28 protein-coding genes are annotated in these 25,215 nt (G+C 63.6%); 12 read left to right on the top strand and 16 right to left on the bottom strand.

The genetic code is table 11. From position 1 onward, the window contains the following. Positions 1-25: 25 nt before the first annotated feature. Positions 26-565, bottom strand: coding sequence for an autotransporter (locus NKJ80_RS03580; protein ID WP_352497052.1), 540 nt, complete (start codon positions 563-565; stop codon positions 26-28). A gap of 173 nt (positions 566-738) precedes the next feature. On the opposite strand from NKJ80_RS03580, the gene NKJ80_RS03575 reads away from it, so the two are divergent. Then, a complete protein-coding gene (locus NKJ80_RS03575; RefSeq protein WP_352497051.1) occupies positions 739-1,467 on the top strand; it encodes a GntR family transcriptional regulator in 729 nt (242 codons plus the stop codon). Between the two features lie 30 nt (positions 1,468-1,497). On the opposite strand, the gene NKJ80_RS03570 is transcribed toward NKJ80_RS03575, so the two are convergent. Then, positions 1,498-2,388 carry a sigma-70 family RNA polymerase sigma factor gene (locus NKJ80_RS03570; protein WP_352497050.1) on the bottom strand — a complete coding sequence of 297 codons (891 nt, stop codon included), beginning with the start codon at positions 2,386-2,388 and terminating at the stop codon, positions 1,498-1,500. A 32-nt stretch (positions 2,389-2,420) separates the two neighbouring features. Next, positions 2,421-2,729: a hypothetical protein gene (locus NKJ80_RS03565; protein ID WP_023681378.1), complete on the bottom strand. Its 309-nt coding sequence runs from the start codon at positions 2,727-2,729 to the stop codon at positions 2,421-2,423. Positions 2,730-3,017: 288 nt separating this feature from the next. On the opposite strand from NKJ80_RS03565, the gene NKJ80_RS03560 reads away from it, so the two are divergent. Further along, complete coding sequence (locus NKJ80_RS03560; protein ID WP_352497049.1) at positions 3,018-3,875, top strand: alpha/beta hydrolase; 858 nt, start codon at positions 3,018-3,020, stop codon at positions 3,873-3,875. Between the two features lie 85 nt (positions 3,876-3,960). Here NKJ80_RS03560 and NKJ80_RS03555 read toward each other — a convergent pair whose 3' ends face one another. The 4 genes from NKJ80_RS03555 to NKJ80_RS03540 form a co-directional block, all read right to left on the bottom strand. Continuing rightward, positions 3,961-4,947, bottom strand: a complete 987-nt coding sequence (locus NKJ80_RS03555) for a Gfo/Idh/MocA family protein (RefSeq protein WP_352497048.1) — start codon at positions 4,945-4,947, stop codon at positions 3,961-3,963. A 78-nt stretch (positions 4,948-5,025) separates the two neighbouring features. Continuing rightward, a complete protein-coding gene (locus tag NKJ80_RS03550; RefSeq protein WP_352497047.1) occupies positions 5,026-5,601 on the bottom strand; it encodes a YceI family protein in 576 nt (191 codons plus the stop codon). Positions 5,602-5,669: 68 nt separating this feature from the next. Then, positions 5,670-6,248 (bottom strand): cytochrome b, encoded by a 579-nt coding sequence (locus tag NKJ80_RS03545; RefSeq protein WP_352497046.1) that lies wholly within the window; start codon positions 6,246-6,248, stop codon positions 5,670-5,672. A 149-nt stretch (positions 6,249-6,397) separates the two neighbouring features. Next, positions 6,398-7,288 (bottom strand): LysR family transcriptional regulator, encoded by an 891-nt coding sequence (locus tag NKJ80_RS03540; RefSeq protein ID WP_352497045.1) that lies wholly within the window; start codon positions 7,286-7,288, stop codon positions 6,398-6,400. Between the two features lie 96 nt (positions 7,289-7,384). Here NKJ80_RS03540 and NKJ80_RS03535 point away from each other — a divergent pair, with 96 nt between their 5' ends. After that, a complete protein-coding gene (locus NKJ80_RS03535; protein WP_023744907.1) occupies positions 7,385-8,380 on the top strand; it encodes an aldo/keto reductase in 996 nt (331 codons plus the stop codon). 219 nt (positions 8,381-8,599) lie between these two features. Here NKJ80_RS03535 and NKJ80_RS03530 read toward each other — a convergent pair whose 3' ends face one another. From NKJ80_RS03530 to infC, 8 genes are all read right to left on the bottom strand, one after another. Then, the gene (locus NKJ80_RS03530; protein ID WP_352497099.1) at positions 8,600-9,202 is read right to left on the bottom strand and encodes a nucleotidyltransferase family protein; all 603 of its coding nucleotides are present in this window, start codon (positions 9,200-9,202) and stop codon (positions 8,600-8,602) included. 160 nt (positions 9,203-9,362) lie between these two features. After that, the gene (gene pheT, locus NKJ80_RS03525) at positions 9,363-11,771 is read right to left on the bottom strand and encodes a phenylalanine--tRNA ligase subunit beta (protein WP_352497044.1); all 2,409 of its coding nucleotides are present in this window, start codon (positions 11,769-11,771) and stop codon (positions 9,363-9,365) included. Between the two features lie 2 nt (positions 11,772-11,773). Beyond that, positions 11,774-12,220 (bottom strand): GFA family protein, encoded by a 447-nt coding sequence (locus NKJ80_RS03520; RefSeq protein ID WP_023741295.1) that lies wholly within the window; start codon positions 12,218-12,220, stop codon positions 11,774-11,776. Further along, a complete protein-coding gene (gene pheS / locus NKJ80_RS03515) occupies positions 12,217-13,314 on the bottom strand; it encodes a phenylalanine--tRNA ligase subunit alpha (RefSeq protein ID WP_023696008.1) in 1,098 nt (365 codons plus the stop codon). The genes NKJ80_RS03520 and pheS overlap by 4 nt, the downstream gene beginning before the upstream one ends. 251 nt (positions 13,315-13,565) lie before the next feature. Next, positions 13,566-13,967: a 50S ribosomal protein L20 gene (gene rplT, locus NKJ80_RS03510; RefSeq protein ID WP_023672281.1), complete on the bottom strand. Its 402-nt coding sequence runs from the start codon at positions 13,965-13,967 to the stop codon at positions 13,566-13,568. Positions 13,968-14,006: 39 nt separating this feature from the next. Further along, entirely contained in the window at positions 14,007-14,210 is a 204-nt protein-coding gene (rpmI, locus tag NKJ80_RS03505) for a 50S ribosomal protein L35 (RefSeq protein WP_006201248.1), read from the bottom strand. A 348-nt stretch (positions 14,211-14,558) separates the two neighbouring features. Beyond that, on the bottom strand, positions 14,559-15,197 hold the full coding sequence (locus tag NKJ80_RS03500; protein ID WP_023755491.1) for a methyltransferase family protein: 639 nt from the start codon (positions 15,195-15,197) through the stop codon (positions 14,559-14,561). A gap of 132 nt (positions 15,198-15,329) precedes the next feature. After that, on the bottom strand, positions 15,330-15,866 hold the full coding sequence (gene infC / locus NKJ80_RS03495; RefSeq protein WP_023744911.1) for a translation initiation factor IF-3: 537 nt from the start codon (positions 15,864-15,866) through the stop codon (positions 15,330-15,332). A 246-nt stretch (positions 15,867-16,112) separates the two neighbouring features. Between infC and NKJ80_RS03490 the strand changes: the two genes are divergently transcribed. The 4 genes from NKJ80_RS03490 to NKJ80_RS03475 all read left to right on the top strand — a co-directional run bounded on the left by NKJ80_RS03490 (position 16,113) and on the right by NKJ80_RS03475 (position 19,586). Further along, positions 16,113-16,877, top strand: coding sequence for an alpha/beta hydrolase (locus tag NKJ80_RS03490; protein WP_352497043.1), 765 nt, complete (start codon positions 16,113-16,115; stop codon positions 16,875-16,877). A gap of 6 nt (positions 16,878-16,883) precedes the next feature. After that, entirely contained in the window at positions 16,884-18,026 is a 1,143-nt protein-coding gene (locus tag NKJ80_RS03485) for a benzoate/H(+) symporter BenE family transporter (RefSeq protein ID WP_352497042.1), read from the top strand. A gap of 117 nt (positions 18,027-18,143) precedes the next feature. After that, entirely contained in the window at positions 18,144-18,629 is a 486-nt protein-coding gene (locus tag NKJ80_RS03480) for a DUF2852 domain-containing protein (protein WP_023672286.1), read from the top strand. 198 nt (positions 18,630-18,827) lie between these two features. Further along, positions 18,828-19,586, top strand: coding sequence for a M48 family metallopeptidase (locus tag NKJ80_RS03475; protein ID WP_352497041.1), 759 nt, complete (start codon positions 18,828-18,830; stop codon positions 19,584-19,586). Positions 19,587-19,604: 18 nt separating this feature from the next. Here the strand turns inward: NKJ80_RS03475 and NKJ80_RS03470 are convergent, their stop codons facing one another. Further along, the gene (locus NKJ80_RS03470) at positions 19,605-19,823 is read right to left on the bottom strand and encodes a hypothetical protein (protein WP_023672288.1); all 219 of its coding nucleotides are present in this window, start codon (positions 19,821-19,823) and stop codon (positions 19,605-19,607) included. Positions 19,824-19,932: 109 nt separating this feature from the next. Here NKJ80_RS03470 and NKJ80_RS03465 point away from each other — a divergent pair, with 109 nt between their 5' ends. From NKJ80_RS03465 to NKJ80_RS03445, 5 genes are all read left to right on the top strand, one after another. Continuing rightward, the gene (locus NKJ80_RS03465; protein ID WP_023672289.1) at positions 19,933-20,592 is read left to right on the top strand and encodes a phosphoribosylanthranilate isomerase; all 660 of its coding nucleotides are present in this window, start codon (positions 19,933-19,935) and stop codon (positions 20,590-20,592) included. A gap of 90 nt (positions 20,593-20,682) precedes the next feature. Next, positions 20,683-21,933, top strand: a complete 1,251-nt coding sequence (gene trpB / locus NKJ80_RS03460; protein WP_023687439.1) for a tryptophan synthase subunit beta — start codon at positions 20,683-20,685, stop codon at positions 21,931-21,933. 2 nt (positions 21,934-21,935) lie between these two features. Next, positions 21,936-22,775 carry a tryptophan synthase subunit alpha gene (trpA, locus tag NKJ80_RS03455; protein WP_023693067.1) on the top strand — a complete coding sequence of 280 codons (840 nt, stop codon included), beginning with the start codon at positions 21,936-21,938 and terminating at the stop codon, positions 22,773-22,775. A 101-nt stretch (positions 22,776-22,876) separates the two neighbouring features. After that, positions 22,877-23,803, top strand: coding sequence for an acetyl-CoA carboxylase, carboxyltransferase subunit beta (accD, locus tag NKJ80_RS03450; protein WP_023687437.1), 927 nt, complete (start codon positions 22,877-22,879; stop codon positions 23,801-23,803). A 62-nt stretch (positions 23,804-23,865) separates the two neighbouring features. After that, the gene (locus NKJ80_RS03445; RefSeq protein ID WP_023728840.1) at positions 23,866-25,191 is read left to right on the top strand and encodes a bifunctional folylpolyglutamate synthase/dihydrofolate synthase; all 1,326 of its coding nucleotides are present in this window, start codon (positions 23,866-23,868) and stop codon (positions 25,189-25,191) included. Positions 25,192-25,215: the final 24 nt, after the last annotated feature.

Genomic DNA, 25,215 nt, shown 5'->3' with positions numbered 1-25,215 from the left:
ATGCGGCCCGTCAGGAACTACCGGCCTACTCGATCGGCCTCGCACCAGCCAGATACCGCTCATTGTCGAACGGCTCGGCGTGGGTGCTGTCCGGGCTCCACATGTGGCGGTGGGTCTCGGTAAGATTGCCGAGATAGACATGCAGGGCGCCTGAGCGGGCGCTGCCGGTGTTGGCGACCGCGTGCACAGTATTAGAGGCCATGTGCACCACCGCGGGCGCCGCGATGTCGTGGCGTTCCGGCGCATCGATCTCGCTGCCGTCGACGGGATAGATGAAGTTGGTCTCGCTACCCTTGTAGATGCCGATCAGCGCATCCATCAGATGGTTGTGCGGCGGGTACTGCAGGCCGGGCGACAGCGTGATGTGGTAGATGGTCAAGTCAGGGCTGGCATGCAGCAGCACCTCATCGTCGTCTTCCTCATGCGCGAGCACGCCTGATGCATGGAAGCGGTCGGTGTGTTCGCGCAGCACCGCCTTGACCCGTTCGAAGGCATGAGCACCTTTGGCTGCGTTGACGATATCGGCGGTTACGGCGTAGAGAGGCGAGTTGGCGGCAAGAGACATTTGTCGTCATCTCCATTGGGAAGCTCAACCAATACAACTGAGATGCTCAGGCTAGCGAATGCCGACAGACCCGTCAACCGGATGGTCGAAACGGGCAAGCAGACTACGCGGGCAGACTACGCGGGCAGACCACGCGGGCAGACCACGCGGGCAGACCAAACGGGCAGGCAGATATGGCTCTTCCGAAATCAGTGACACCGTCCGCCGTCAAGGCGCCGTCGACCGCCGACATATTGCGCAGCGAGGAAGCTTATGAGCAGCTGAAGAGCGACATCGTCGCCTGCGTCCTGCAACCCGGCGAAAGCCTGACCGAAAAGCAGATCGGCGACCGCTACCAGATCAGAAAGGCGACGATCCGCTCGGCTTTGGCCCGCCTGACGCAGGAAGGGCTGATCAAGAGCGAGCCGCGCCGCGGCTATGTCATCGCACCGCTTAGCCTGCGCGACGTCAACGAGATCTTCGACGTCCGCAGCCTAATCGAACCGGAAGTGTTCCGGGTGGCCGCGGCAAACCTCACCGAACGCGGGCTCGACGACATCAGGCTGGCGGCGCAGAAGGTGCTGAAGCCGGAGACGCTGCGCAGCCATGTCGCCTTTCTGGCGGCCGACCGCGCCTTTCGCCTGGCCCTGGCCGAACTCTCCGGCAATCTGCGCCTAGTTCGCCTGCTCGACCAAACGCTCGACCAGTCGGAGCGTGTCCTCCATCTCGGCTTCAAATCGCGCGACTTCACGCAAGCGATCATCGGCCAGCAGAAGGAGTTGGTGCTTGCCTGCGAGCTGGCCGAGGTCTCGGCCATCGCAAAGCTTGCCCGCTCGCAGTGCCTGTCGCTCAAGAAGCAGGTGCTCGAGACCTTGCTCGCCGGCTCCAAGCTGCAGGACGCCAATTTGCAAAGCTTCGCCTGAGGCGCGAAGCCCGCGCTCTCTGGCCGATGCTTACCCGTCGATGAAGCGGATGTCCGCATCGGCAAGGCAATAGGGCGCGTAGCGGAAATCGCGGATATGGCTGACCTTTCCATCCTGCCAGTCGACCAGCATGAAGCCGCGCACGGCGTCATCTCCCGCTTGCGGGTTGCGGATCAGGATGGCCGGCCTGCCGTCGACGAAGCCGAGCGACAGCGCCCAGTCCTGGACACGGTCGTAATTGCCGAAATAGTTGCAAACCTGCGCCTTACCGCGCATGCGGGTGCGGTTGACGACTTCAAGCTGGATATCCTCGGCGATCAACGCGCGCACGGCGTCGAAGTCGCGCGCGTTGAACAGGTCGACATAGCGGCGCAGGCGCCGCTCGTCGTCGGCGTCGAGCTTTGGGGCAGGCGCCTGCTCGTCCTGTGACGCCAGCAGGCGCAGCTGCGACCGCCCGCGATGCAGCGCTGCCTTGGTCGCAGCCAGGGTCGCGCCGGACACTTCGCAGGTTTCGTGCAGGCTGAGGCCAAGCACGTCGACAAGGATCACGGCGCTGCGCTGCACTGTTGCCAGCTGCATGAAGCTTCGCAGGCTGGCGGCGGTGGCGAGCCTCGCATCGGCGCTGGCGGAGGGGTCTTCGATCGTCGTCATGTCGGTCTCGCTCATGCGCGCCTGCTCCCGCTGGCGCCGGCGCAGATGATCTTGCGCGGCATTGTGGGCTATGCGGAACAGCCATTGCTCCGGATGCTCGACGGCGGCGTCGCCGTCGATGGCCTGCAGTGCCTTGATCAGTGTCTCCTGGACGATGTCCTCGCCATCGATCACCGAGCCGGCCATGCGGGCGCAGTAGCGGTGCAGCTTCGGTCGCAAGGAGCCGAGCATCGCCTCCAGGGCAACGCGGTCGAGTTTTGCTGTGTTCATCCTGTCCGTTCCCAAAATGCCGGTCTTTGCATTCAAGCCGGCACGACCTCGCCGGCCAGCATACGATAATTGCCGACGATCTTTGCCGGCGATCTGGCAAGCGGCGTCGAGCGGCGCCCGGCATGATCGGCGCTGAAGGCCTTGAAGGCTGCGAGCCCGGTCAGGCCGTCGCCATCCTGGCTGACAAGATGGATGAACTCGCCATTCTCCAGTTCCAGGACGAGGTAGCGCACGGATTGCGGCTTCGTGTCGTCGAGTGCCTCGAACACCTGTGCAACCAGCATACGGTTCTCGGCGATGCTTTCGTCCTTCACGCCGTAGCGGATGAGATTGTAGCCCATTGTCGTCTCCTATTTTCAACTCTGCACGGAGAAGACGTTTCGCGACCTCGAAAAGATTCGTCGCCCGGCGAATCTTTTCGATCGTCCGGATCGTCTTTCCCGTGGACGGTTGCGCGGCAGCCATCGAGGACCAGGAGAGATCCCCGAGCCGCAGGAAGCGCCTTGGCAGCGGGGCCGCACGGTCGCCGAATTCCGCGACAGCGAGGGCAACCGCATGGTTGTCACCGGCAAATGATCGGACCCGGCGCAAAGCCGAACTTTGACATGAGAACAACAGGAGAGATGGACATGACCCCCCAAACGTCGACGCTGAAAGTACCGGGCGCCAGCCTCTATTATGAGATGCGCGGTTCCGGCCCCGTACTGTTGATAATCCCCGGCGGACCGCAGGACGCCGGCGTCTTCGCCGATGTCGCGGGCCACCTCGCCGACCGCTACACGGTGGTCGCCTATGATCCGCGCGGCAATTCGCGCAGCACCTTTGACGGAGAGCCGCAAGAGCAGGACCTCGATGTCCATGGCGACGATGCCGCGAGATTGATCGAGGCGCTTGGCGCCGGACCGGCCTATGTGTTCGGCACCAGCGGCGGCGCCCAGATCGGGCTCAACCTCGCCGCCCGCCATCCCGGCCGGGTTCGTGCGCTGGTGGCGCATGAGCCGCCCAGCATGATGCTGCTCGACGACCCGTCGCCGTCACTGGCCGGCATGCGCGACCTGCACGACACCTATCGCAGCCAGGGCGTCGAGGCGGCGATGCAGAAATTCTTCAGTGAGAACGGCCTGTCGGAAGGGCCGGACCAGGGTGAAGCCGGACCGCACGAGCCGCAAGACGGACCGCCTTCGTTCGAACCGTCGCCCGAAGAGGCCGAGACCTTTGCCAGGGTCAGCGGCAATTTCGAATACTGGCTGGCGCATGGCGTCATGCCGCTGTCGCTCTACCGTCCTGATATCGAGGCGTTGCGCGGCCGCCCGGTCGTGGTCGGCATCGGCGAAGAGTCCATCGGCCAGCCGATCGACGGCATGGGCAAAGCGCTGGCCGACAGGCTCGGCAGCAAGCGCGCCGCCTTCCCCGGCGACCATATGGGCTTTGCGCCCTATCCCGACCGCTTCGCCGAGACCTTACACCTGACGCTCAGAGGCGCGTGAGATCGTCAGTCCAATAGGAAAGGGGCTTCCGCATGCACAATGCGGACGCCCTTCTCCCATGAAATTACCGGCTAAGATTGCTGTATCAGACGGCCTCCCAGCCTTCCTTGCCACCGGCGCGGAAGATGGCGTCGATGACATTCTGGTTGAGCACGGACTCCTCCAGCGTGAAGACACGCTCCTTGCCGCCCTGTGCCGCCCTGGCAAACGTCTCTACCTCGCGCCGGTATTGCTGGGTGCCGGGAAAGCGGAACACCTGCGCCTCCGTATGGTTCTGGTTGTGCAGTTCGATGCGGTGATGGTCGTAGAGCCCGGCATTGAACGGCGAGAACACCTCGATGAAACCCTTCTCGCCGTGGAACACCATCACCTGCCGCGCCGCCATCTGCGTCGACAGATAGAAGGACAGTTCGAAATCGCCGAAATCGGCGCGGATCGAGGAATAGATGTCGGTGCCGAATTTCTTGTCGCGCTCGATCGTCGCCTGCACGCGCAGTGGCTCCTTGCCGCTTGAAAACCGCGTCGACACCGTCGGATAGACGCCGATATCAGGCAGCGCGCCGCCGCCGAGATCGAGCTGGTTGCGCATGTTGGTGGGATCGACATTGTAATAGGAGAAGGCGCCCTGCACATGGCGCAGCCGGCCGATGGCGCCATCGGCGATGAGATCGCGCACCTTGATCCATTGCGGGTGGTAGATGACCATGAAGGCCTCGCAGACCAGCACCTTCTTGCTGTCGCGCAGCTTGATCAGCGGTGCGATATTCTTGGCGTCGAGCGCCAGCGGCTTTTCCACCAGCACATGCTTGCCCGCTTCGATGGCCTTGGCCGTCCACTCGACATGCTGCGAGGTCGGCAGCGGGATGTAGACGCCGTCGACGTCTTTCGAAGCGAGCAGCTCCTCATACGAACCAAAGGCATGCCTGGCGCCGAACCGCTCGCCCAGGGCCTCGGCCTTCGACAGGTCGCGGCTGGCGATCGCGGACAAAACGCCATTCTCGGCCTCGACGATTGCCGGCAACAATTGCTCGCGGCCGATCTTGGCCGTCGACAAAACACCCCATCGGAACATCAGGCTTCTCCTATCGATTTACAGGCGAGGAGGTTTGCCCGAAATTGCGGGAAAAGCCAATGCGGATCGCTGGTCCTGCTAGCCTCGCTTGCCCGTCAGCGTCATGTCGAAATTGACGATATTCGAATAGATCGGCGTGCCGACATCCATGCCGTACCGGGAGCGCAGCACCTTGCCGGTGACGTGGAATTTAATGACGCCGCCCTTCAGCCCGCCGAGCTCGGCAGTGAACTTTTCCGCAAACGTCTTGCCGCGCGCCGTCAGCCGGCCGCTGACCAGCGCCGTGGTGTCGCTGGTTCGGGTTACGCTGGTCGAGCGGAACTGGATTTCGGGGCTGTTGGCCACGTCGAACACCGCATCGGAGCGCAGGAAGGCGTCGATGCGGCCCTGGCCGGTGCCGACGCTTTCGGGATAGATGGTGAAGTTGACCGCGGAACGGCCGAGATCGCTGTTGTCGATGCGGATAGAGCCCTTGAAGCGGCCAAAGGCGCCGTCGAGGCCGCCGCCACCGACCTTGCCGATGGAGAAGCGAATGCTGGAGCTGGCCGGGTTGACCGTGTAGCTGCCGGCGGCGTCGCCGAGGTCCACAGCGGCGGAGACAGGCATGGCAAGGCAAGCGGCAACAGCCGCCAATCCGAAGATGCGCGCATACATGGGTTTTGTCCTTCTGGGGCAAGCGAAGTGTTGCGCCCTCACCCCAATGAACGAATGCGCGGCGCGCCCTATTCCATGTCCTGATCTGACGAAGGCGTGATCATGCGCGTGAGCACGCTGTCGCGCAGCCAGAAATGATGCCGCAGCGCCGCCAGTGCATGCAGCGCGACCAAGGCAATGCCGGCATAGGCGAGATACCAGTGTGCTACCGCCCAGAAGTTTTCCGCCGCATCGGACACGCCGAGCGGCAGGTTCGGCATCACGAAAAGGTTGAACGGCATGCTGGGGATCTCCAGCATCGACACCGAAACCAGTGCCCAGCCGGACAGCGGCACCGCGAGCTGGAAGCCATAAAGTGCCAGATGCGCCAGCGGCGCCGTCCGACGCTCCAGCCCTCCGACCGAGGCCGGCAAGGCCGGGGCCGCATTGCCGAGCCGCCAGGTAATGCGCAGGATGAGGAGGCCGAGCAGCAGGAAGCCGAAGGATTTGTGCAGCTGGATCAGCTCGAAGGCGGCGCGCTGGCTGGTCAACCGCACCATGATGAAGCCGAGCATGAACTGGCCAATGAAGATGATGCCGATCAGCCAGTGGAGGACGATCGTTGCCCAGCCGTAGCGGATTGAGTTGTTGGTGATGAATGCCGGCATGGTTGGTGAACGAATGGCAGCTGGGCTTTCTTCCACCCTCCCCCTTGTGGGGAGGGTCGGCGCGAAGCGACGGGGTGGGGGTGTCGCCCTACGAAGACCCCCACCCCGATCCGCTACGCGGATCGGCCCTCCCCACAAGGGGGAGGTGGCTAAGCACCGACCTTGAAGAAATCCACAAACGCCCGCAGCGCCGGGCGCATCTGGCGGCGGCTGGGGTAGTAGACGAAGAAACCGTCGAAGGGCGGACACCAGTCTTCCAGCACGCGGATCAAGCGACCGTCGGCGAGCGGCGCGCGCACATAATCGTCGAAGACGAAGGCGAGCCCAGCGCCGTCGACCGCCGCCTGGGCGATCAGATGGTCTTCGTCGAGGATCAGCGGCCCTTGCGCCGCGATCTCGATCTCTTCGCCATCCTTCTCGAATTCCCAGCGGTAAAGAATGCCGCTGGAAAAACGGAAGCGGATGCAGCGGTGGTCGGCAAGATCGCGCGGATGGCGGGGTCTTGGCATGGTTGCGAAATAGGATGGCGCGCCGACCACGGCGCCGCGAAGGTCCGATCCGATGCGCACCGCGATCATGTCGCGCTGCAGGCTCTCACCGAGCCGCACGCCGGCATCGAAGCCGCCTTCGACGACGTCGGTGAAGCGATCCTCGATGACGATTTCCAGCACGATGTCGGGATAGGCCGCGGCAAAGCCGCCGAGCCTGGGCGTCAATGCCAGGTGGGCCGCGGTGCGCGGCACGGTCAGCCGCAGGTTCCCGGCCGGCCGGTCGCGCGCCTCGATCGCCGTTTCCAGCGCCAGATCGATCTCGGACAGCGCCGGCCGCAGCCGTTCGAGCAGCTGCGCGCCCTCCTCCGTTGGCGCTACGCTGCGGGTGCTGCGCGCCAAAAGCCGCACGCCGAGCCGCGCCTCCAGGCTGGACACGGCATGGCTCACTGCCGAAGGCGCGATGGCCAGTTCGCGCGCCGCGCCACGAAAACTGCCGCATTGGGCGACTGTTGCCAGTACAGCCAGTTGAGAAAGATGCGCTCGGTTCATTGCTCTATTTTATAGAACAGCCCGTGCGAATGACAGCCAATTATCGAACGTAAAGCCAGGCGCTATCTCTCTTTCATCGCAACAAGGAGACGCGCCATGAAAACCCGCAAACTTGGTACTGAACTCGAAGTCTTCCCCGTCGGCCTCGGCTGCATGGGCATGAGCTTCGCCTATGGCGGTCAGGCAGAGGTTGACGCAATCGCCACGCTGCGCCGCGCTGTCGAGATCGGCGTGACGTTTTTCGACACCGCCGAAGTCTATGGTCCCTTTGAGAACGAGATCCTTCTCGGTAAGGCGTTGAAGCCGGTGCGCGACAGGGTGACGATCGCCACCAAATTCGGCTTCAAGATTTCCGAGGAAGGCTCAGGCCTCGAACGCATGGTCGGCGTCGACAGCCGCCCGGAGCACGTCAAGGCGGTGGCGGAAGCCTCGCTGAAGCGGCTCGATACCGATGTCATCGACCTCTACTACCAGCACCGCGTCGATCCCGACGTGCCGATAGAGGACACGGTCGGTGCCATGGCCGAGCTGGTGCGCGATGGCAAGGTGCGGGCGCTGGGCCTGTCGGAGGTCAGTGCCGCCACCATCCGCCGGGCGCACGCCGTGCATCCGATCGCTGCCGTGCAGAGTGAGTACTCGCTTTGGAGCCGCGACCCCGAAGACGAAGTGTTCGATGTCTGCCGCGAACTCGGCATCGGCTTCGTCCCCTACAGCCCGCTCGGTCGCGGCCTGCTCACCGGCACCATCGCCAAGCCCGAGGCCCTCAGCGACGACGATTGGCGCCGCACCTTGCCGCGTTTCCAGGCCGACGCCATGGCGGCAAACGCCAAGGTCATTGCGACGCTGGAAAAGCTGGCGGTGGAAAAAGGCGTCACCTCGGCGCAGCTGGCGCTGGCTTGGGTGCTGCACCAGGGCGACTTCATCGTGCCGATCCCCGGCGCAAGAAAGATACGCCATCTCGAGCAGAACACGGCGGCGGTCGGGATCGAGCTGAGCGCGGCTGAGGTCGCGGCGATTGGAGATGCGCTGTCGCCGGACAAGGTGGTTGGCAAGCGCTATACGGAGGAACTGTTGGCGCTGGTGAATGGGTGAACAAGCGGGGGAGCTTGGCGCCCTGAGAAGTCAGCGCGCGGCACCCCCCTCTGTCCTGCCGGACATCTCCCCCGCAAGGGGGGAGATCGGCTGTCGTCGCTGTTTTCGCCAATCACCAACGTTGCAGAAAGTGCGCCAACGATGAAGCTGCCAATCTCCCTCCTTGCGGGGGAGATGGCCGGCAGGCCAGAGGGGGGTGCCTCGCGCCGCCATTTCGTATTACCAGGGCACCACCGTAATCTCCGGCCAGCACGCCTTCGCCCTCGCCCCCTTGGCCTCATGCGTGCGCCTGTTATCCATCAGCCGGTTGGGCGTGATGCGAAACGCGAAGAGGTCATCCAGCCCGAACGGCGCCACGACCTCAAGCTGCCCGTCGGCATCGTATCGCACCCCGACCGCATGCGTCTTCGAAGCAAAATAGCTCACCGACTCGCTGGAACTCGTATAGCGCGGGCAGGGCTGGCCGAATTTCTGCGGATACCACAGATGCACCCGTGCCTGGTTGCGCACCTCGGCCGGCAGAGCCAGCCCCTCGAAATGCTGCGCGGCCCGGCGGATGACCGCGTCCTCGGCCTCGTAGGACAGGTCGCTGTCATCGAAGTAGAAGAGATCGACATCCTTGATGCCGTAGCCCGGCGCCTTGCCGGTCAGGTGGTTCCAGATGCTGTTGTAGAGCGCGCCGGACACCACCAGCCAGTCCGGCAACGCCAGCGTGCGGGCCCGCTCCAGCGCGTCGCTGACGAGCGCATCCGCCAACACCATGGCGAGAAACGCTTCGCGCTGGGCTTCGAACGGCAGACCGGAATAGCGCAGATGGTCCATCGCCCTTTGGAGAGCGATTCGCAACTGCCGGCAATCCTCAGAAGCAATTCCAGGAAAAGTGTGTAGCGGTTTTACTGGGAAAGCGCGCCGCGCTTTCCCTAAGACGCGCTTTCCCTGAGAATTGCGTGAAGTCGAAATACGTAGGGCGGCGTTAGCCGCTCTACGTTCTCAGCATGCCGCCCGTTTGCTTGCCGACATTGTCGACGATGCGCTTGGCCAGCGCCTCGAAATCCTCGTCGGTGAGCGTCTTTTCAACCGGCTGGATAGATACTTCGATGGCAATCGACTTCTTGGCGGTCCCGAGAGATGCCCCCTCGAACACATCGAACACCGAAACGCCGGTGACCAGCTTCTTGTCGGCGGCGAGCGCCGCGCGCACCAGCGCGCCGGCCTCCACCGTCTTGTCGACGACGAAAGCAAAGTCGCGCTTCACCGCCTGGAAGGCGGACAGCTCCAGCTTTGGCTTGGTTTTCGTCGGCTTGGCCTTCGGCTCGGGCACGGCGTCGATATAGACCTCGAAACCGCAGATCGGTCCGGAAACGTCCAACCCCTCCAGCGTCTTCGGGTGGAACTCGCCGAAGGTGCCGAGCACTGTCTTCGGGCCGAGCTTGATCGTGCCGGAGCGGCCGGGATGATACCAGGCCGGACCGCCTGGCTCGATCTGCAGCCTGTCGACCGGCGCGCCGCAGGCTTCCAGCGCTGCAATCGCGTCGGCTTTGGCGTCGAACACGCCGACCGGACCGGAATTGCCGGCCCAACTGCGGCCGGAACCGTCGAGCTTGGCGGTGCCGCGGCGCACACCGGCGGCAACGCGCCGCTGCTGGTCGGGGCCGTCGCCCTCATAGGTACCGGAGACCTCGAACAGCGCGACATCGCCGATGCCCTTGTCGGCATTGCGCTGCGCGGCGACGATCAGGCCGGGCAACAGCGAGGGCCGCATATCGGACATGTCGGCTGCAATCGGATTAGCGAGCTTCAGCGCCGTCTGGCCGCCGCCGAACAGTTCGGCGTGTTTGGCCGGGATGAACGACCAGGTGAGAACCTCCAGCATGCCCCGCACGGCGAGCGAGCGCTTGGCAATGCGGGTGCGCACCTGCAGCGTCGTCAGGATCTTGGAATTGACCGCGTCATGAGCGCCGAGCGGCTGCGGCGCGATGTTGTCGACGCCGTGAATGCGCATGACTTCCTCGACCAGGTCGGCTTTGCCATCGACATCGGGCCGCCAGGACGGCACCGCCACATCGACGATGTCGTCCGAGCCCTGCGGCTCGAAGCCGAGGCGCGAAAGGATGTCGAGGCTTTCCGCCTTCGGCACTTCGGTGCCGGTCAGCCGCTTTACTTCCGAGATAGGGAAGGAAACGATCTTAGGCTTGTAGCCGGCATAGCCAATGACCTCGGTTTCCGTCGGCTCGCCGCCGCAGAACTCCAGCACAAGCTTTGTCGCCAGCTCGACGCCGGGCACCATGAATTCTGGGTCGACGCCACGCTCGAAACGGTAACGGGCATCGGTGATGATGCCGAGCGTACGGCCAGTGCGGGCCGTGGTGATCGGATCCCAAAGAGCGGATTCGATCAGCACGTCCGTGGTGCTCTCGTCGCAGCCGGAATGCTCGCCGCCCATGACACCGGCGATCGATTCGACGCCATTATCATCGGCGATCACGCACATCTGCGGCGTCAGCGTGTATTCGCGCCCGTCGAGCGCCAGCACCTTCTCGCCGTCGCGTGCGCGGCGCACGACGAGATTGCCGGCGACCTTCTTGGCATCGAACACATGCAGCGGCCGGCCACGGTCGAAGGTGACGTAGTTGGTGATGTCGACCAGCGCGCTGATCGGGCGCAAGCCGATGGCGATCAGCCTTTGCTGCAGCCATTTCGGCGACGGCCCGTTCTTCACGCCTTTCACCAGGCGCAGCGCGAAACCGGGGCAGAGCTCCGGCGCCTCGATGGTCACCTTGACCGGCGTTTCACCTTTGCCAGGGACCGCTTCGACCGGCGCGGTCTTGAGCCGGCCAAGCCCGCTTGCCGCCAGGTCCCGGGCGACGCCGTAAATGCTGGTCGCATCCGGCCGGTTCGGCGTCAGATTGATCTCGATCACCGGATCGTCGAGATGCGCGTAAGCCGCGAAGCTGGTGCCGACAGGCGCATCGGCCGGCAGGTCGATAATGCCATTGTGCTCATCCGACAGCTCCAGCTCGCGCTCGGAACACATCATGCCATGGCTCTCGACGCCGCGGATCTTGCCGACGGTCAGCGTCACGTCGATACCGGGCACATAGGCGCCGGGCGCGGCGAAGGCGCCGATCAGGCCGGCGCGGGCATTCGGCGCACCGCACACCACCTGGACAGGGGCTGCGCCATTGCCGGTGTCGACGGTCAGCACCCGCAGCCGGTCGGCGTCGGGATGCTGCACCGCCGTCAGCACCTTGGCGATGACGAACGGCTTCAGGCCGGCCTTGTCGTCGACATGCTCGACTTCGAGGCCGATCGAGGTCAGCCTCTCGACGATCTCGTCGAGCGTGGCGTCGGTGTCGAGATGATCCTTGAGCCAGGAAAGGGTGAGTTTCATCACTATGTTCCGTTTTGTCTGTACCCGACCGGACCTTGTCCATCGGGTCTGGGCACGCTTGTCTTCAAATGGCGCGGCAAGTCGTCGGGCATATGCACGAAGGGCAGCTGCTCGCGCACATAGGCATGGTGCGTCGGCCGGAAATAGGCCGGCATGTCCATGGCGCCCAGCATGAAATAGATGTGGTCTTCCAGCCGCTCGTCGACATAGGCGATAGGCGAGCCGCAAATGCCGCAGAATGAGCGCGTCACCGGCCCGTTCTCGTACATCTTCAGCGCCTTGCCGGTGAAAGCCACCTGCTCGGTCAGGAAGCCGACAAAGGCCGACACCGGCGCGCCGCTGGCGCGCCGGCAATCGCCGCAATGGCAATAGCTGATATGGTGCGGTTCGACTGATGCCTCGAACCGTACCGCGCCGCAGCGGCAGCCACCCGTGTGCGGCGCCGTCATGCGGAAAGACCTCCGAACAGCGTCGGCATGTCGAGCGGCCTGAAACCGTAATGCGACAGCCAGCGGACATCGGCGTCGAAGAAGGCGCGCAGGTCCGGCATGCCGTATTTCAGCATGGCGATGCGGTCGATGCCCATGCCCCAGGCAAAGCCCTGATATTCGTCGGGATCGAGCCCGCCGGCGCGCAGCACATTGGGGTGGACCATGCCGCAGCCGAGGATCTCCATCCAGTCGGAGCCTTCGCCGAATCGCACTTCGCCGGGCCGCGAGCGGTCGCACTGGATGTCGACCTCGAGGCTGGGCTCGGTGAACGGGAAGAAGGACGGCCGGAAGCGCATCTTGACCTGCGGCACCTCGAAGAAAGCCTTGCAGAATTCTTCCAGCACCCACTTCATGTTGGCGACATTGGCCGATTTGTCGATCACCAGCCCCTCGACCTGATGGAACATCGGCGAGTGGGTAGCGTCGGAATCCTGGCGGTAGGTCTTGCCGGGAATGACGATGCGGATCGGCGGCTTCTGCTTCTCCATGGTGCGGATCTGGACCGGCGAGGTGTGGGTGCGCAACAGCTTGCGCTCGCCCTTTTCGTCCGGCTGGAAAAAGAAGGTATCGTGCATCTCGCGCGCCGGATGCCCTTCGGGGAAATTCAGCGCGGTGAAATTGTAATAGTCGCTCTCGACATCGGGACCTTCTGCGATGGCAAAGCCGAGATCGCCGAAGATCGCCGCGATCTCGTCGATGACCTGGCTGATCGGATGGATGCGGCCGCGCTCGGCCGGCGATTGCCGCACCGGCAGCGTCACGTCGACCGTCTCGGCGGCGAGGCGCGCAGTGACAGCAACATCCTTCAGCTCGGCCTTGCGTGTCGTCAGCGCTTCGGTGACGCGGTTCTTCAGGCCGTTGATCGCGGGGCCCTTGACCTGGCGCTCCTCGGCGCTCATCGCGCCCAGTGTCTTCAGCAATTCCGAGATCGACCCCTTCTTGCCGAGAGCCGCGACGCGCACGGCTTCGATAGCAGCCTCATCGGCGGCCGACGCGACGTCGGCAAGCAGGGAGTTTTCGAGAGTATCCAAGCCGGTAGCTATGTCGTTCACGGTCAAACTCGCTGTGTTGGGAGTCAACTTTGAGGTGAAAGTCACTTTCAAGTTGAAAGTTCAGCCATAAGAAAAACCCGCGCCAGCCGTGCCAGCGCGGGTTCCCCAATCAGAATTGCGAATGCTGGGAAGCGCTGGGCTCGGAGCCCGATCCCGAAAAGTTGCAGACTTTTCGGAAAGATCGCGCTCCTCGCTAAATTTCCCTGAGCATGATGTTGTCCAAAAAGTCAGCAACTTTTTGGCATCATGCTCTAGGCGACAGCGCTTTCAAAAGCATTCGGGGTGGTGTTCTTCAGATATTCGAGCGCGACCTTGGCCTTGGCCACGAGTGCGGCGAACGCCTGCGGTTCATGGATGGCCATGTCGGACAGGATCTTGCGATCGATCTCGATACCGGACTTGTTGAGGCCGTCGATGAAGCGGCCATAGGTCAGGCCATGCTCGTGCGTCGCGGCGTTGATGCGCTGGATCCACAGCGCGCGGAACGAGCGCTTGCGGTTCTTGCGGTCGCGATACGCATACTGCATCGACTTTTCGACCGCCTGCTTGGCGATGCGAATGGTGTTCTTGCGGCGGCCGTAGAAGCCTTTCGCGGCTTTCAGGACCTTCTTGTGCTTGGCGTGCGAGGTGACGCCTCTTTTTACGCGTGCCATGTCATGATCTCCTTAAACGCTGTTCCTGAAACCGAATGCTCAGAGGCCGTTCGGCAGAAAATTCTTGATGACCTTCTTGCCATCCGGTTCAGCCAGAACCATCGTGCCGCGGGCATTTCGAATGAACTTGTTGGAACGCTTGATCATGCCGTGACGCTTGCCGGCCGCAGCCGACAGGACTTTACCCGTACCTGTGATCTTGAACCGCTTCTTGGCGGCCGATTTGGTCTTCATCTTGGGCATTTTGCTACTCCGTATTGGTGGCGCACAATCGCGCTTCTTGTTCGCTTCGGGCGGACCAAAAGCCCGAAAAGCAAATGAAACCGCCACGGCATGCCCTGCCGGGCGGTTTTCTTGGAACGGCGGTCCTATACGTCAAAGCGGGCTGGCGCGCAACACCCGAGCGGCTGCGACGCTCTGTCTTAATTCACGGTGCAAGCCTGGGCTCCGATAGGTGGGTCGAGATTCAGGTCAGGCCGAGCCGAAAACGGCTGATGCCGAGAACCGGAGCGGAGCGTACTTAAGTACGTGAACACCGGAAGCGCAGGGATCGGCCGTTTGCAGGTCGGCCTCACCTGAATATCAGCCTACCTAGGGGAGCCTGAACAGCACCGGGAGTATACCCGATTGCTGGGCGCCATCGATGGTCTCGAACACCGGCAACGCCACCAGAAACACCAGCCCGTCGAGCAAGGTGGTCAGCAAGAGGCGCGGCTTGAAGCTGCCGGTGTCGCCTTCCTGGTAGAGCGACAGCTTGGGGAAGAAACGCGGCACCCGCGCCAGATAGGCTGTGTAGGGCGCGCCGAGAACCTCCTTGAGATACCGTTCCTCGCGCAGGATGACGATGTGGAAGGCGCCGGCGCACAAAAGCGCAAACAGGACGATGCCGGAGAACGAGCCGATCTGCGCCCCGACGCCGGCGGCGGCAACGGTCGAGAACACGTAGAGCGGATTGCGGGTGATCGAATAGGGTCCGCCGGTGACCACTTCGGAGGATTTGCGCCCGCCGATATAGAGTGTCGACCACAAGCGGCCTACGACGCCAAGGAAGATCAGCAGCACGCCGACCATCTCGATCGTTTCATGCACCGGGGTATCGGGCGGGAAGGTCGACTGGCCGAACAGCAGTGCCGCAAACAGCACCACCACCAGCACCGCAAGGACCATGCGGCGCATGTGCTGGTAGCCGCCCAGCTCCTTGATGGGCGCAGGGTTGATTTCATTGGCCATGTCGGGAATCCGATCGTCGAGAAGCTTTGCCGGCGATCGCGGCGTCTGGACAGGAGAATCGGCGTCCCGCCGATCGCCGGGACGCCATGAGACAGGATTCAGGCGGATTTAGAGCGCAACGCCCGAACTGATCTAGCGCGGCGCCAGCACCATCATCATCTGGCGGCCTTCCAGCTTCGGCTCGGCTTCGACCTTGGCGATGGTAGCCGTCTCCTCGCGCACCTTGTTCAGGAGCTGCATGCCGAGTTCCATATGCGCCATCTCGCGGCCGCGGAAGCGCAGCGTCAGCTTGACCTTGTCGCCTTCCTCGAAAAAGCGCCGCACGGCCTTCATCTTGGTTTCGTAGTCATGGCTGTCGATGTTCGGGCGCATCTTGATCTCCTTGATCTCGATGACCTTCTGGTTCTTGCGCGCCTCGGCCGCCTTCTTCTGGTTGGCGTATTTCAATTTGCCGAGATCGAGAATTTTGACGACAGGCGGCACCGCATTGGGCGAGATCTCGACCAGATCGAGCCCTGCCTCTTCGGCGAGCAGCAATGCGTCGTTGATGGAAATATCGCCGCGGTTCTGGCCATCGGCGTCGATCAGCTGGACCCGGGGAACCCGGATATCACGGTTGGAGCGCGGGCCATCTTTGGTGGGCGCCGCTGCTTTGAAAGGTCTGCGAATGGTCGTGGTCTCCTTGGCCGTTTCGTTCAGGGTTTCAATCTAGAATGTTCAGGACGCGCCAATGTGGTGAGCGCGCGGGCGGAGTCAATAGCACAGCGCTGACAGAAAATCACCCTGATCGCAGGCCTGCACCAAACAAAGGATGTCGCGAGCACTTTCCGCCTCGCCTGTGCCTGTGTCAAAAGACCGGCGAGTAAAATCAGGCTCCCACAATCAGGCCCCCAGAACCAGGATTGATCCACAGCCATGACCACCCCAACCCTACTGGATGTCGACGGCATTGATATCGCGGTTCGCCATTCCTCGGGCGCAACGCCCGGCGTCGTCTGGCTCGGCGGCTACAAATCCGACATGCTGGGCACGAAGGCGCAAACGCTGTCGGATTGGGCGGCCAGGGAAGGCCGCGCATATCTGCGCCACGACTATTCCGGCCATGGCGAATCCGGCGGCGCCTTTGCCGACGGCACCATCTCGAAATGGCTTGGCGAGAGCCTCGCCGCCTTCCGGCGTTTCACCGAGGGCAAGCAAATCCTGGTCGGCTCGTCGATGGGCGCCTGGATCGCGCTGCGCATGGTGCAGGAAATGCGCAAGGCGGGCGACAGCAATGTGGTTGGCCTGGTGCTGCTCGCGCCGGCGCCGGATTTCACCGCCGAGCTGGTCGAGCCGGCTCTGACGGAGGAACAGAGGCGCGACCTCCGGGAGAAAGGCTTTTTCGAAGAACCTTCGGACTATTCCGCCGAGCCTTACATCTACACAAGCGCGCTGATCGAGGACGGCAGGGCGAACCGGGTCATGACCGGGCCGATCGATACCCATTGCCCCGTCCACATCCTGCAGGGTCTGGCCGACGCCGACGTGCCGGCAAGCCATGCGCTGAAGCTGGTCTCGCTGCTGCCAGCCGACGACGTCACCTTGTCGCTCATTCCCGACGGCGACCACCGCCTGTCGCGGCCGCAGGATCTCGACATGCTGCTGAGGGCGGTGGGCGACATGGTTCAGCGGGCGGGGTAGGCGAGAATGCGCATTTCCATCCCGATATCCGCCTTTGTCGCGGCAATCGTCGGCTTCGGCGGCACGCTGGCCGTCGTCATTGCCGCCGCCAAGGCGGTTGGCGCCACCCAGGCCGAGACCGCGAGCTGGGTGACGGCAGTGTGCGTGGCGATGGCGATCGAATGCCTGTGGCTGTCCTGGCGCACGAAAATGCCCATCATCACCGCCTGGTCGACACCGGGCCTGGCGCTGATGGCGGCATCGAGCGGGTTTACCATGGCCGATGCGGTCGGCGCCTTCATCGTCACCAGCTTGATGTTGATCGCCACCGGCCTGTTCAAGCCGCTGACCCAGCTGATATCAAGGATACCGGCGTCAGTCGCGTCCGGCATGCTGGCGGGCATCGTCGTCACCTTCGCGCTCAATGCCGTCAAGACCATTCCGGTCGATCCCTGGCTGATCCTGCCGCTGATCGCGGCCTTCTTCGTCATTCGCCTGTTCAACCCGGCGCTGTCGGTGCTGGCGGTGCTGATCGGCGGCGGCATCGCCGCCTTCCTGACAGGCCGCGTCGGCGGACTGCCGGCGCCGGAACTGTCGACGCTGACGCTGATTGCCCCGCATTTCAGCGCCGCAGCTGTCATCGGCCTGGCGCTGCCGCTCTACCTCGTCACCATGGCGTCGCAGAACCTGTCGGGTCTCGCCGTCTTGCGCGCCGCCGGCTATCACCCCGAACCCGGCCCGCTGATCGGCGTCACCGGCCTGTTCTCGCTGCTGTCGGCGCCGTTTGGCGGCTCGACCACCAATCTGGCCGCGATCTCTGCGGCGATCTGCACCGGGCCGGACGTCCATCCCGACCCGGCCGAGCGCTGGAAGACCGGACCCTTCTATGCACTTGCCTATCTGATCTTCGCGGTTTTCGGCGCCTCGCTGGTGGCGATCTTCGCAGTGCTGCCGCAAAGCCTGATCGTGCTGGTGGCCGGCCTGGCGTTGATGGGGTCGCTGGCCAACGCGCTGGCGATCGCGCTCAAGGACGAGGACCAGCGCATGGCGGCTACTGTCACCTTCGTTGTCACCGCGTCGGGGCTGACTTTGTTCGGCGTTGGCGCCGCCTTCTGGGGCTTGGTCGCCGGCCTGGTCGTGCTTTTCCTCGAAGCGGTCAAAAAGCGATAATCATTTCAGGACCTTGTCCGGTTTTGGCGGACGTTGTCTTGAATCGCCGTTTTTCTCATCCCATTTCGAATCCACGCAGCCGCTCTTGGCTGTCTCCAACCGAAGGAATGGGAGAAAATGAACACATCCGCATTGATCCGCCCGGCCTGGACGCCGGCGACCATCGCGCTGATGGTGATCGGCTTCATGGTGTTCTGGCCGCTTGGCTTCGCCATGCTCGCCTACATCATCTGGGGCGACCGGCTTGACGGCTTCAAGCGCGACGTCAACCGCGCCACGGACGGCATCTTCGCCGGCTGCCGCCGCGGTTCCGACAAGGCCGCGCGCTGGGGCCACGGTTCGGCTCGCACCGGCAATGTCGCTTTCGACGACTGGCGCGAGAAGGAACTCGAACGCCTTGCCGAAGAGCGTCGCAAGCTCGACGAGATGCTGAGCGAGTTCGATGAGTACGCCCGCGAATTGCGCCGCGCCAAGGACCAGGACGAGTTCGACCGCTTCATGGCCAACCGCAACAAGTCGACGGCGCCTGCGAAAACAGGCTCGGCCGAAACGGCCAAGCCCGCGACCCCCAAGCGCAAGGGCCCGAACCTGCTTGACGACTGAGGCTGCGCGCATGACCCCGAAAATCGGAACCGATTTTCGGAAAGGTTCATGCGCCAAATTAGAGTGCTACAGCGTCCTGTGCGCGTCAGAGACGCGCGGCGCTGTAAGACAGGCCTTGGCATGATGGACGGCGTCGCGCGAGCGGCGCCGTTTCTTTTTTGTTCTGGTCGTTTTCCTCGAATCGCGTATCGTTCAGCCATGTCCTTCGGCTTTTTCCGCAACCTGACCAAACCAAAACCCTCGCCTGTCGAAGAGCGAGAGCACGTCGTTGCCGGCCGCACACTGCCGCTCAGGATCGTCGAGAGCGCCCGCGCACGGCGGCTGACGCTGCGCATCGATTCGGGCGGCCAGGGGCTGCGCATCACCGTGCCGCCGGGCCTGCGCCGCGGCGAGGTGGAGAAATTCCTGCACCGCCACCAGGACTGGCTGGAGCAGCGTCTGGCCAAGGTGCCGACACGGCCGCAAGTGCGCCCCGGCATCAAGATCCCGATACGCGGCGTCGCGCATCGCATCGTCCACGAACTGTCGAAACGCGGCACCGTCACCGTGTCGCGCGACGAGCGCGGTCCGCTGCTGATCGTCCATGGCGAGCGGATACATTTGCCGCGCCGCATCGCCGATTTCCTCAAGCGTGAGGCCAAGAAGGACATCGAGAAGCTGGTGGTCAAGCATACCGAGGCCATCGGCAAGCGCGCCAAGGCGATCCGCTTCAAGGACACGTCGAGCCGCTGGGGTTCCTGCACTTCCGACGGCAATCTGTCCTTCTCCTGGCGCATCATGATGGCGCCGACGCCGGTGATAAACTACCTGGTCGCGCATGAGGTGGCGCATCTCAAGGAGATGAACCACGGCCCGAAATTCTGGAAATTGTGCGAGCAGCTCTGTCCCGATACCGACCGCTGCAAGGACTGGCTGAAGCGCAATGGCGGCGCGCTGCAGGCGATCGTGTTCGATTAGCCTGCGCTGGCGCCGCGCTCAATCATCATTGGCCGCATTAAGCTCTTCAGGCCGCAGCCCTTCGTCGCCATGGCGCGGCCATGGCAGGAAATTCTGCTCGAACGCATCGCTGCCGAAATAATCCAGGACCCGGTGCGCTTCTGCCCCGTCGAAGGCGGCCTTTTGCATCAGATGCGCGATGACGTCGCGCGCTTGCGCGATCTTCTGCCTGAGTTCGGCTATGCTCTGGTCGGCCATTGGTCTGCTCCGCCTTGCTTCTCCCATCAATAGGTAGCGCCTTTGGCGTTGCCGGCAAACAGCATGCTTTTTCTCGACTCTTGGCCGGTTTCGTGCCAATCCCCGCGCCATGGCGCTCGATATCAAGATCTGTGGATTGAAGACCGATGATGCAATGGCCGCGGCATTGGCCGGCGGCGCCAGCCATGTCGGCTTCATCTTCTTTGCCAGGAGCCCGCGCTATGTCGAGCCTGCGGCAGCCGGCCGCCTGCGCCAGGCGGCAATCGGCAAGGCCCTGGCGGTTGCCGTGACGGTCGATGCCGATGACGCCTTCCTGGACGAGATCGTCGAAAAGATGCGACCCGACATGCTGCAACTGCACGGCACGGAGACGCCCGAGCGGGTGGCCGAGGTGAAAGCCCGCTACGGCCTGCCTGTCATGAAGGTGTTCTCCGTCAGTGAGGTAGCCGATCTCGAGCGGCTAAAGCCGTTCATCGGCGTTGCCGATCGCTTCATGTTCGATGCCAAGCCACCAAAGGGCTCGCAACTTCCGGGCGGCAATGGCGTCGCCTTTGACTGGCGCATCCTGGCCGGCCTTGACGCCGGGCTCGATTACATGCTTTCCGGTGGGCTCAACGCCGCCAATATCGGCGACGCCCTGATATCAGCCAATCCGCCCGCGATAGACATTTCGTCGGGGGTGGAAAGCGGCCCGGGCGTCAAGGATCCGGCGCTGATCGAGCAGTTCTTCCGGGCCGTCAGGGCCGCGCGCGACGACCGCGCTGCCTGAGGCACTTCTTTCGAACCCGAGCATGTTCCGGAGAAGTGGGGACCGGTTTTCCGATAAGACATGCTCAGAACCAAGACCAGGAGATCGGCGATGAACAAGCCGGCGACACCCAATTCCTTCCGCACGGGACCCGACGAACAGGGCATGTTCGGCATCTTCGGGGGCCGCTTCGTGGCCGAGACGCTGATGCCGCTGATCCTCGACCTGGAGCGGCACTGGAACGAGGTCAAGAACGATCCGGACTTCAAGGCTGAGTTGACCAACCTCTCGACCCACTATGCCGGGCGGCCGTCAAAGCTGTATTTCGCCGAAGGCCTGACCAAACATCTTCGTGAGGTTTCCTCGGCGAAGGGCCTCGGGGGCGGCGCCAAGGTCTATTTCAAGCGCGAGGACCTGAACCACACCGGTTCGCACAAGATCAACAATTGCCTCGGTCAGATTCTGCTCGCCAAGCGCATGGGCAAGAAGCGCATCATCGCCGAGACGGGCGCCGGCCAGCACGGCGTTGCCGCGGCCACGGTCGCGGCGCGCTTCGGCTTTCCCTGCGTCGTTTATATGGGCGCCACCGATGTCGCCCGCCAAAGCCCCAACGTCTTCCGCATGAAGCTGCTCGGCGCCGAAGTGCGGCCGGTGACCGCCGGTCACGGCACGCTGAAGGACGCCATGAACGAAGCGTTGCGCGACTGGGTCACCAATGTCGAGGACACTTATTATCTGATCGGCACCGCCGCAGGTCCGCATCCCTATCCGGAGCTGGTGCGCGACTTCCAGTCGGTGATCGGCATCGAGGCGCGCGCCCAGATCCTCGAACAGGAAGGCCGGCTGCCCGACACCATCATCGCGGCTGTCGGCGGCGGCTCCAACGCCATCGGCCTGTTCCATCCTTTCCTCGACGACAGGCAAGTCCGCATCATCGGCATCGAAGCCGGCGGCCGCGGCCTCGACGGCATCGAGCATTGCGCCTCGATGAATGCTGGCGCGCCAGGCGTCCTGCACGGCAACCGCACCTATCTCCTGCAGAACGCCGATGGCCAGATCATGGACGGCCATTCGATCTCGGCCGGCCTCGACTATCCGGGCGTCGGCCCCGAACATTCCTGGCTGCGCGATTCCGGCCGCGTCGAATATGTGCCGATCCTCGACGACGAGGCGCTGGAAGCCTTCAAGCTGACGACGCGCGTCGAAGGCATCATCCCGGCGCTGGAATCCGCGCACGCCATCGCGCATGCGGTGAAGATCGTGCCTGATATGGACAAGGACCAGATCGTCATCGTCAATCTGTCGGGACGCGGCGACAAGGATGTGCACACAGTGGCCTCGATGCTGGGCATGGAGATCTGATCATGGTGACCCGCATCGACCGCCGCATGGCAAAACTGAAAGCCGAGGGCCGCCCGGCGCTCGTCACCTATTTCATGAGCGGCGACCCGGACTACGACACCGCTTTGTCGATCATGAAGGCGCTGCCGAAGGCCGGCGCCGACATCATCGAAATGGGCATGCCGTTTTCCGATCCGATGGCCGACGGCCCGGCGATCCAGGCCGCGGGCCTGCGCGCGCTGAAAGGTGGCCAGACCCTGGTCAAGACGCTGAAGACGGCGGCTGATTTCCGCGCCACCGACAATGAAACGCCGATCGTGCTGATGGGCTACTACAACCCGATCTACATCTACGGTGTCGATCGCTTCCTCAAGGACGCCATCGCCAGCGGCATTGACGGGCTGATCGTCGTCGACCTGCCACCGGAGATGGACGAAGAACTCTGCATCCCTGCGCTGAAGGCCGGCATCAACTTCATCCGCTTGGCAACGCCGACCACCGACGACAAGCGCCTGCCCAAGGTGCTGCAGAATACGTCGGGCTTCGTCTATTACGTGTCGATGACCGGCATCACCGGCTCGGCTTTGGCCGACACCGGCAAGGTTGCCGCCGCGGTCAAGCGCATCAAGGGCCACACCAACTTGCCAGTCTGCGTCGGCTTCGGCGTCAAGACCGCCGAGCAGGCGCGCATTATCGGCGCCAATGCCGATGGCGTCGTCGTCGGCACCGCGATCGTCAACGCGGTCGCCAATGTGTTGGGACCGAAGGGCGAGAAGACCGCCGACCCGGCCGAGGCCGTCGCCACCCTGGTCAGCGGACTGTCTCAGGGCGTGCGTTCGGCCCGCCTTGCTGCTGCCGAATAGTTTCCCTACTTAGGCCTTGTGCAAGTCGTTATCCCAAAACCGGTTCCCACTTTTGGGCGACATGCACGAGCCAACTCTTCGTCAGGACAGGAGCCGAAGCGATGAACTGGATCACCAATTACGTTCGCCCGAGGATCAATTCGATGCTCGGCCGGCGCACCGACATGCCCGAGAATCTCTGGATCAAGGATCCCGAGACCGGCGAGATGGTGTTTCACAAGGACCTGGAATCCAACCAGTTCGTCATCCCGTCATCGGGCCATCACATGAAGATTTCGGCCAAGGAACGGCTGAAATTCTTCCTCGACGACGGCAAATACGAGCAGCTTGAGAACCCCAAGGTCATGCAGGACCCGCTCAAGTTCCGCGACGAGAAGCGCTACACCGACCGCTTGAAGGACGCCAAGGCCAAGACCGGCCTGGAAGACGCCATCATCAATGCGCTGGGCACGGTCGAGGGCCTGCCGGTTGTAGTGACGGTGCAGGATTTCGCCTTCATGGGCGGCTCGCTCGGCATGGCCGCGGGTGACGCCATTGTGCACGGTTTCGAGGTCGCCTTGCAGCGCAAGCGGCCGCTGATCCTGTTTGCCGCCTCCGGCGGCGCGCGTATGCAGGAAGGCATCTTGTCGCTGATGCAGTTGCCGCGCACCACGATCGGCGTCGATCGGCTGAAGGAAGCCGGCCTCCCATACATCGTCGTCTTGACCAACCCGACCACCGGCGGCGTCACCGCCTCCTACGCCATGCTGGGCGACGTGCATATCGCCGAGCCCGGCGCGCTGATCGGCTTCGCCGGCCCGCGCGTCATCGAGCAGACTATCCGGGAGAAACTGCCGGACGGTTTCCAGCGCTCCGAATATCTGATGGAGCACGGCATGGTCGACATGGTGGTGTCGCGGCTGGAACTGCGCGAGACGATTTCACGGCTGTTGAAAATCCTGCTCAAACTGCCGCAGGAGCAAAAGCCGCTGGAGCCGGAAATCCTGCCGCCGTCGGTCATCCCGACGGAAGCCCGCCCGCAGGCCTGACGCGACATTTCTGGCCGCAAACCGCGATTGCGTGCACCTGCGCGCATGCGTAGGATTCGCTCATGACAACGCTTGCCGCAGATCGTGAAATCGAAGCCCTGATGGCCCTGCATCCGAAAGGCTTCGACCTTTCGCTCGACCGCATCACAAGGCTGCTCGAACGCCTCGGCAATCCGCAGGAGCGGCTGCCGCCGGTCATCCATATCGCCGGCACCAACGGTAAGGGCTCGTGCGCGGCCTTTTCGCGCGCGCTGCTCGAAGCCGGCGGCCACCTTGTCCATGTCCACACTTCGCCGCATCTGGTGAACTGGGCCGAGCGCTACCGACTGGCGGCCGAGGGCGGCGGCCGGCTGGTCGACGACGAGACCTTCGCCGAGGCCATCGCCCGCGTCGCCCGGGCCAATCAAGGCCAGAAGATCACCGTCTTCGAAATCCTAACCGCCGTCACCTTCATCCTGTTTTCCGAACATCCGGCTGCCGCCGCCATCATCGAGGTCGGCCTTGGCGGCCGCTTCGACGCCACCAATGTCGTTGCCCGGCCGGCGGTGTCGGTGATCATGCCGGTGTCGATGGATCACGAAGCCTATCTCGGCGACCGGGTCGAACTGATCGCCGCCGAAAAGGCCGGCATCATGAAGCGCGGCTGCCCGGTGGTCATCGGCGCGCAGGAGAGCGAGACGGCGCTGCAAGTGCTGATCGAAACCGCCGAGCGGCTGGATTGCCCGACCTTCGTCTACGGCCAGGATTTTCTCGCCTTCGAGGAAAACGGCCGCATGGTCTATCAGGATGAGGACGGGCTGATGGACCTGCCGCCACCGCGCCTGCCCGGGCGCCACCAGTTCGCCAATGCGGCGGCAGCGATTGCCGCCGTCAAGGCCGCCGGTTTCGAAATCAGTCATCGCGCCACTGAGAAGGCGATGGCGAGCGTCGCATGGCCGGGCCGCATGCAGAAATTGGCACAGGGCCGGCTGGCGGACCTCGCTCCCAAGGGCGCCGACATCTGGCTCGATGGCGGTCACAATCCGGGCGCCGGCGTGGTGGTGGCGGAAGCCTTGGCCGAGCAGGAGGAAAAGAACCCGCGGCCGCTGTTTTTGATTGCCGGCATGATCAACACCAAGGACCAGAGCGGCTATTTCCACGCCTTCAAGGGCCTGGTCCGCCATGTCTACACCGTGCCGGTGAGCATGAGCGACGCCGGTGTGCCGAATGACGAACTGGCGATCCGGGCGACCGAGGCCGGCCTCACCGCCGAGCCGGTCAGCTCCGTCGCCAGCGCGCTGATGCTGTTGCGCGACACCTGGGACGGCCCGGCGCCGCGCATCCTGATCGGTGGTTCGCTGTATCTCGCCGGTGCGGTGCTGGCCGAAAACGGCACGCCACCGACCTGAATCCACACTTTCGCGAGGGAGCCG

The organism is Mesorhizobium sp. M0030, assembly GCF_040323695.1.
Taxonomy (GTDB): domain Bacteria; phylum Pseudomonadota; class Alphaproteobacteria; order Rhizobiales; family Rhizobiaceae; genus Mesorhizobium.
Note: the sequence above shows the minus strand (reverse complement) of the source record. Positions and strands in the feature narration are given on the sequence as shown.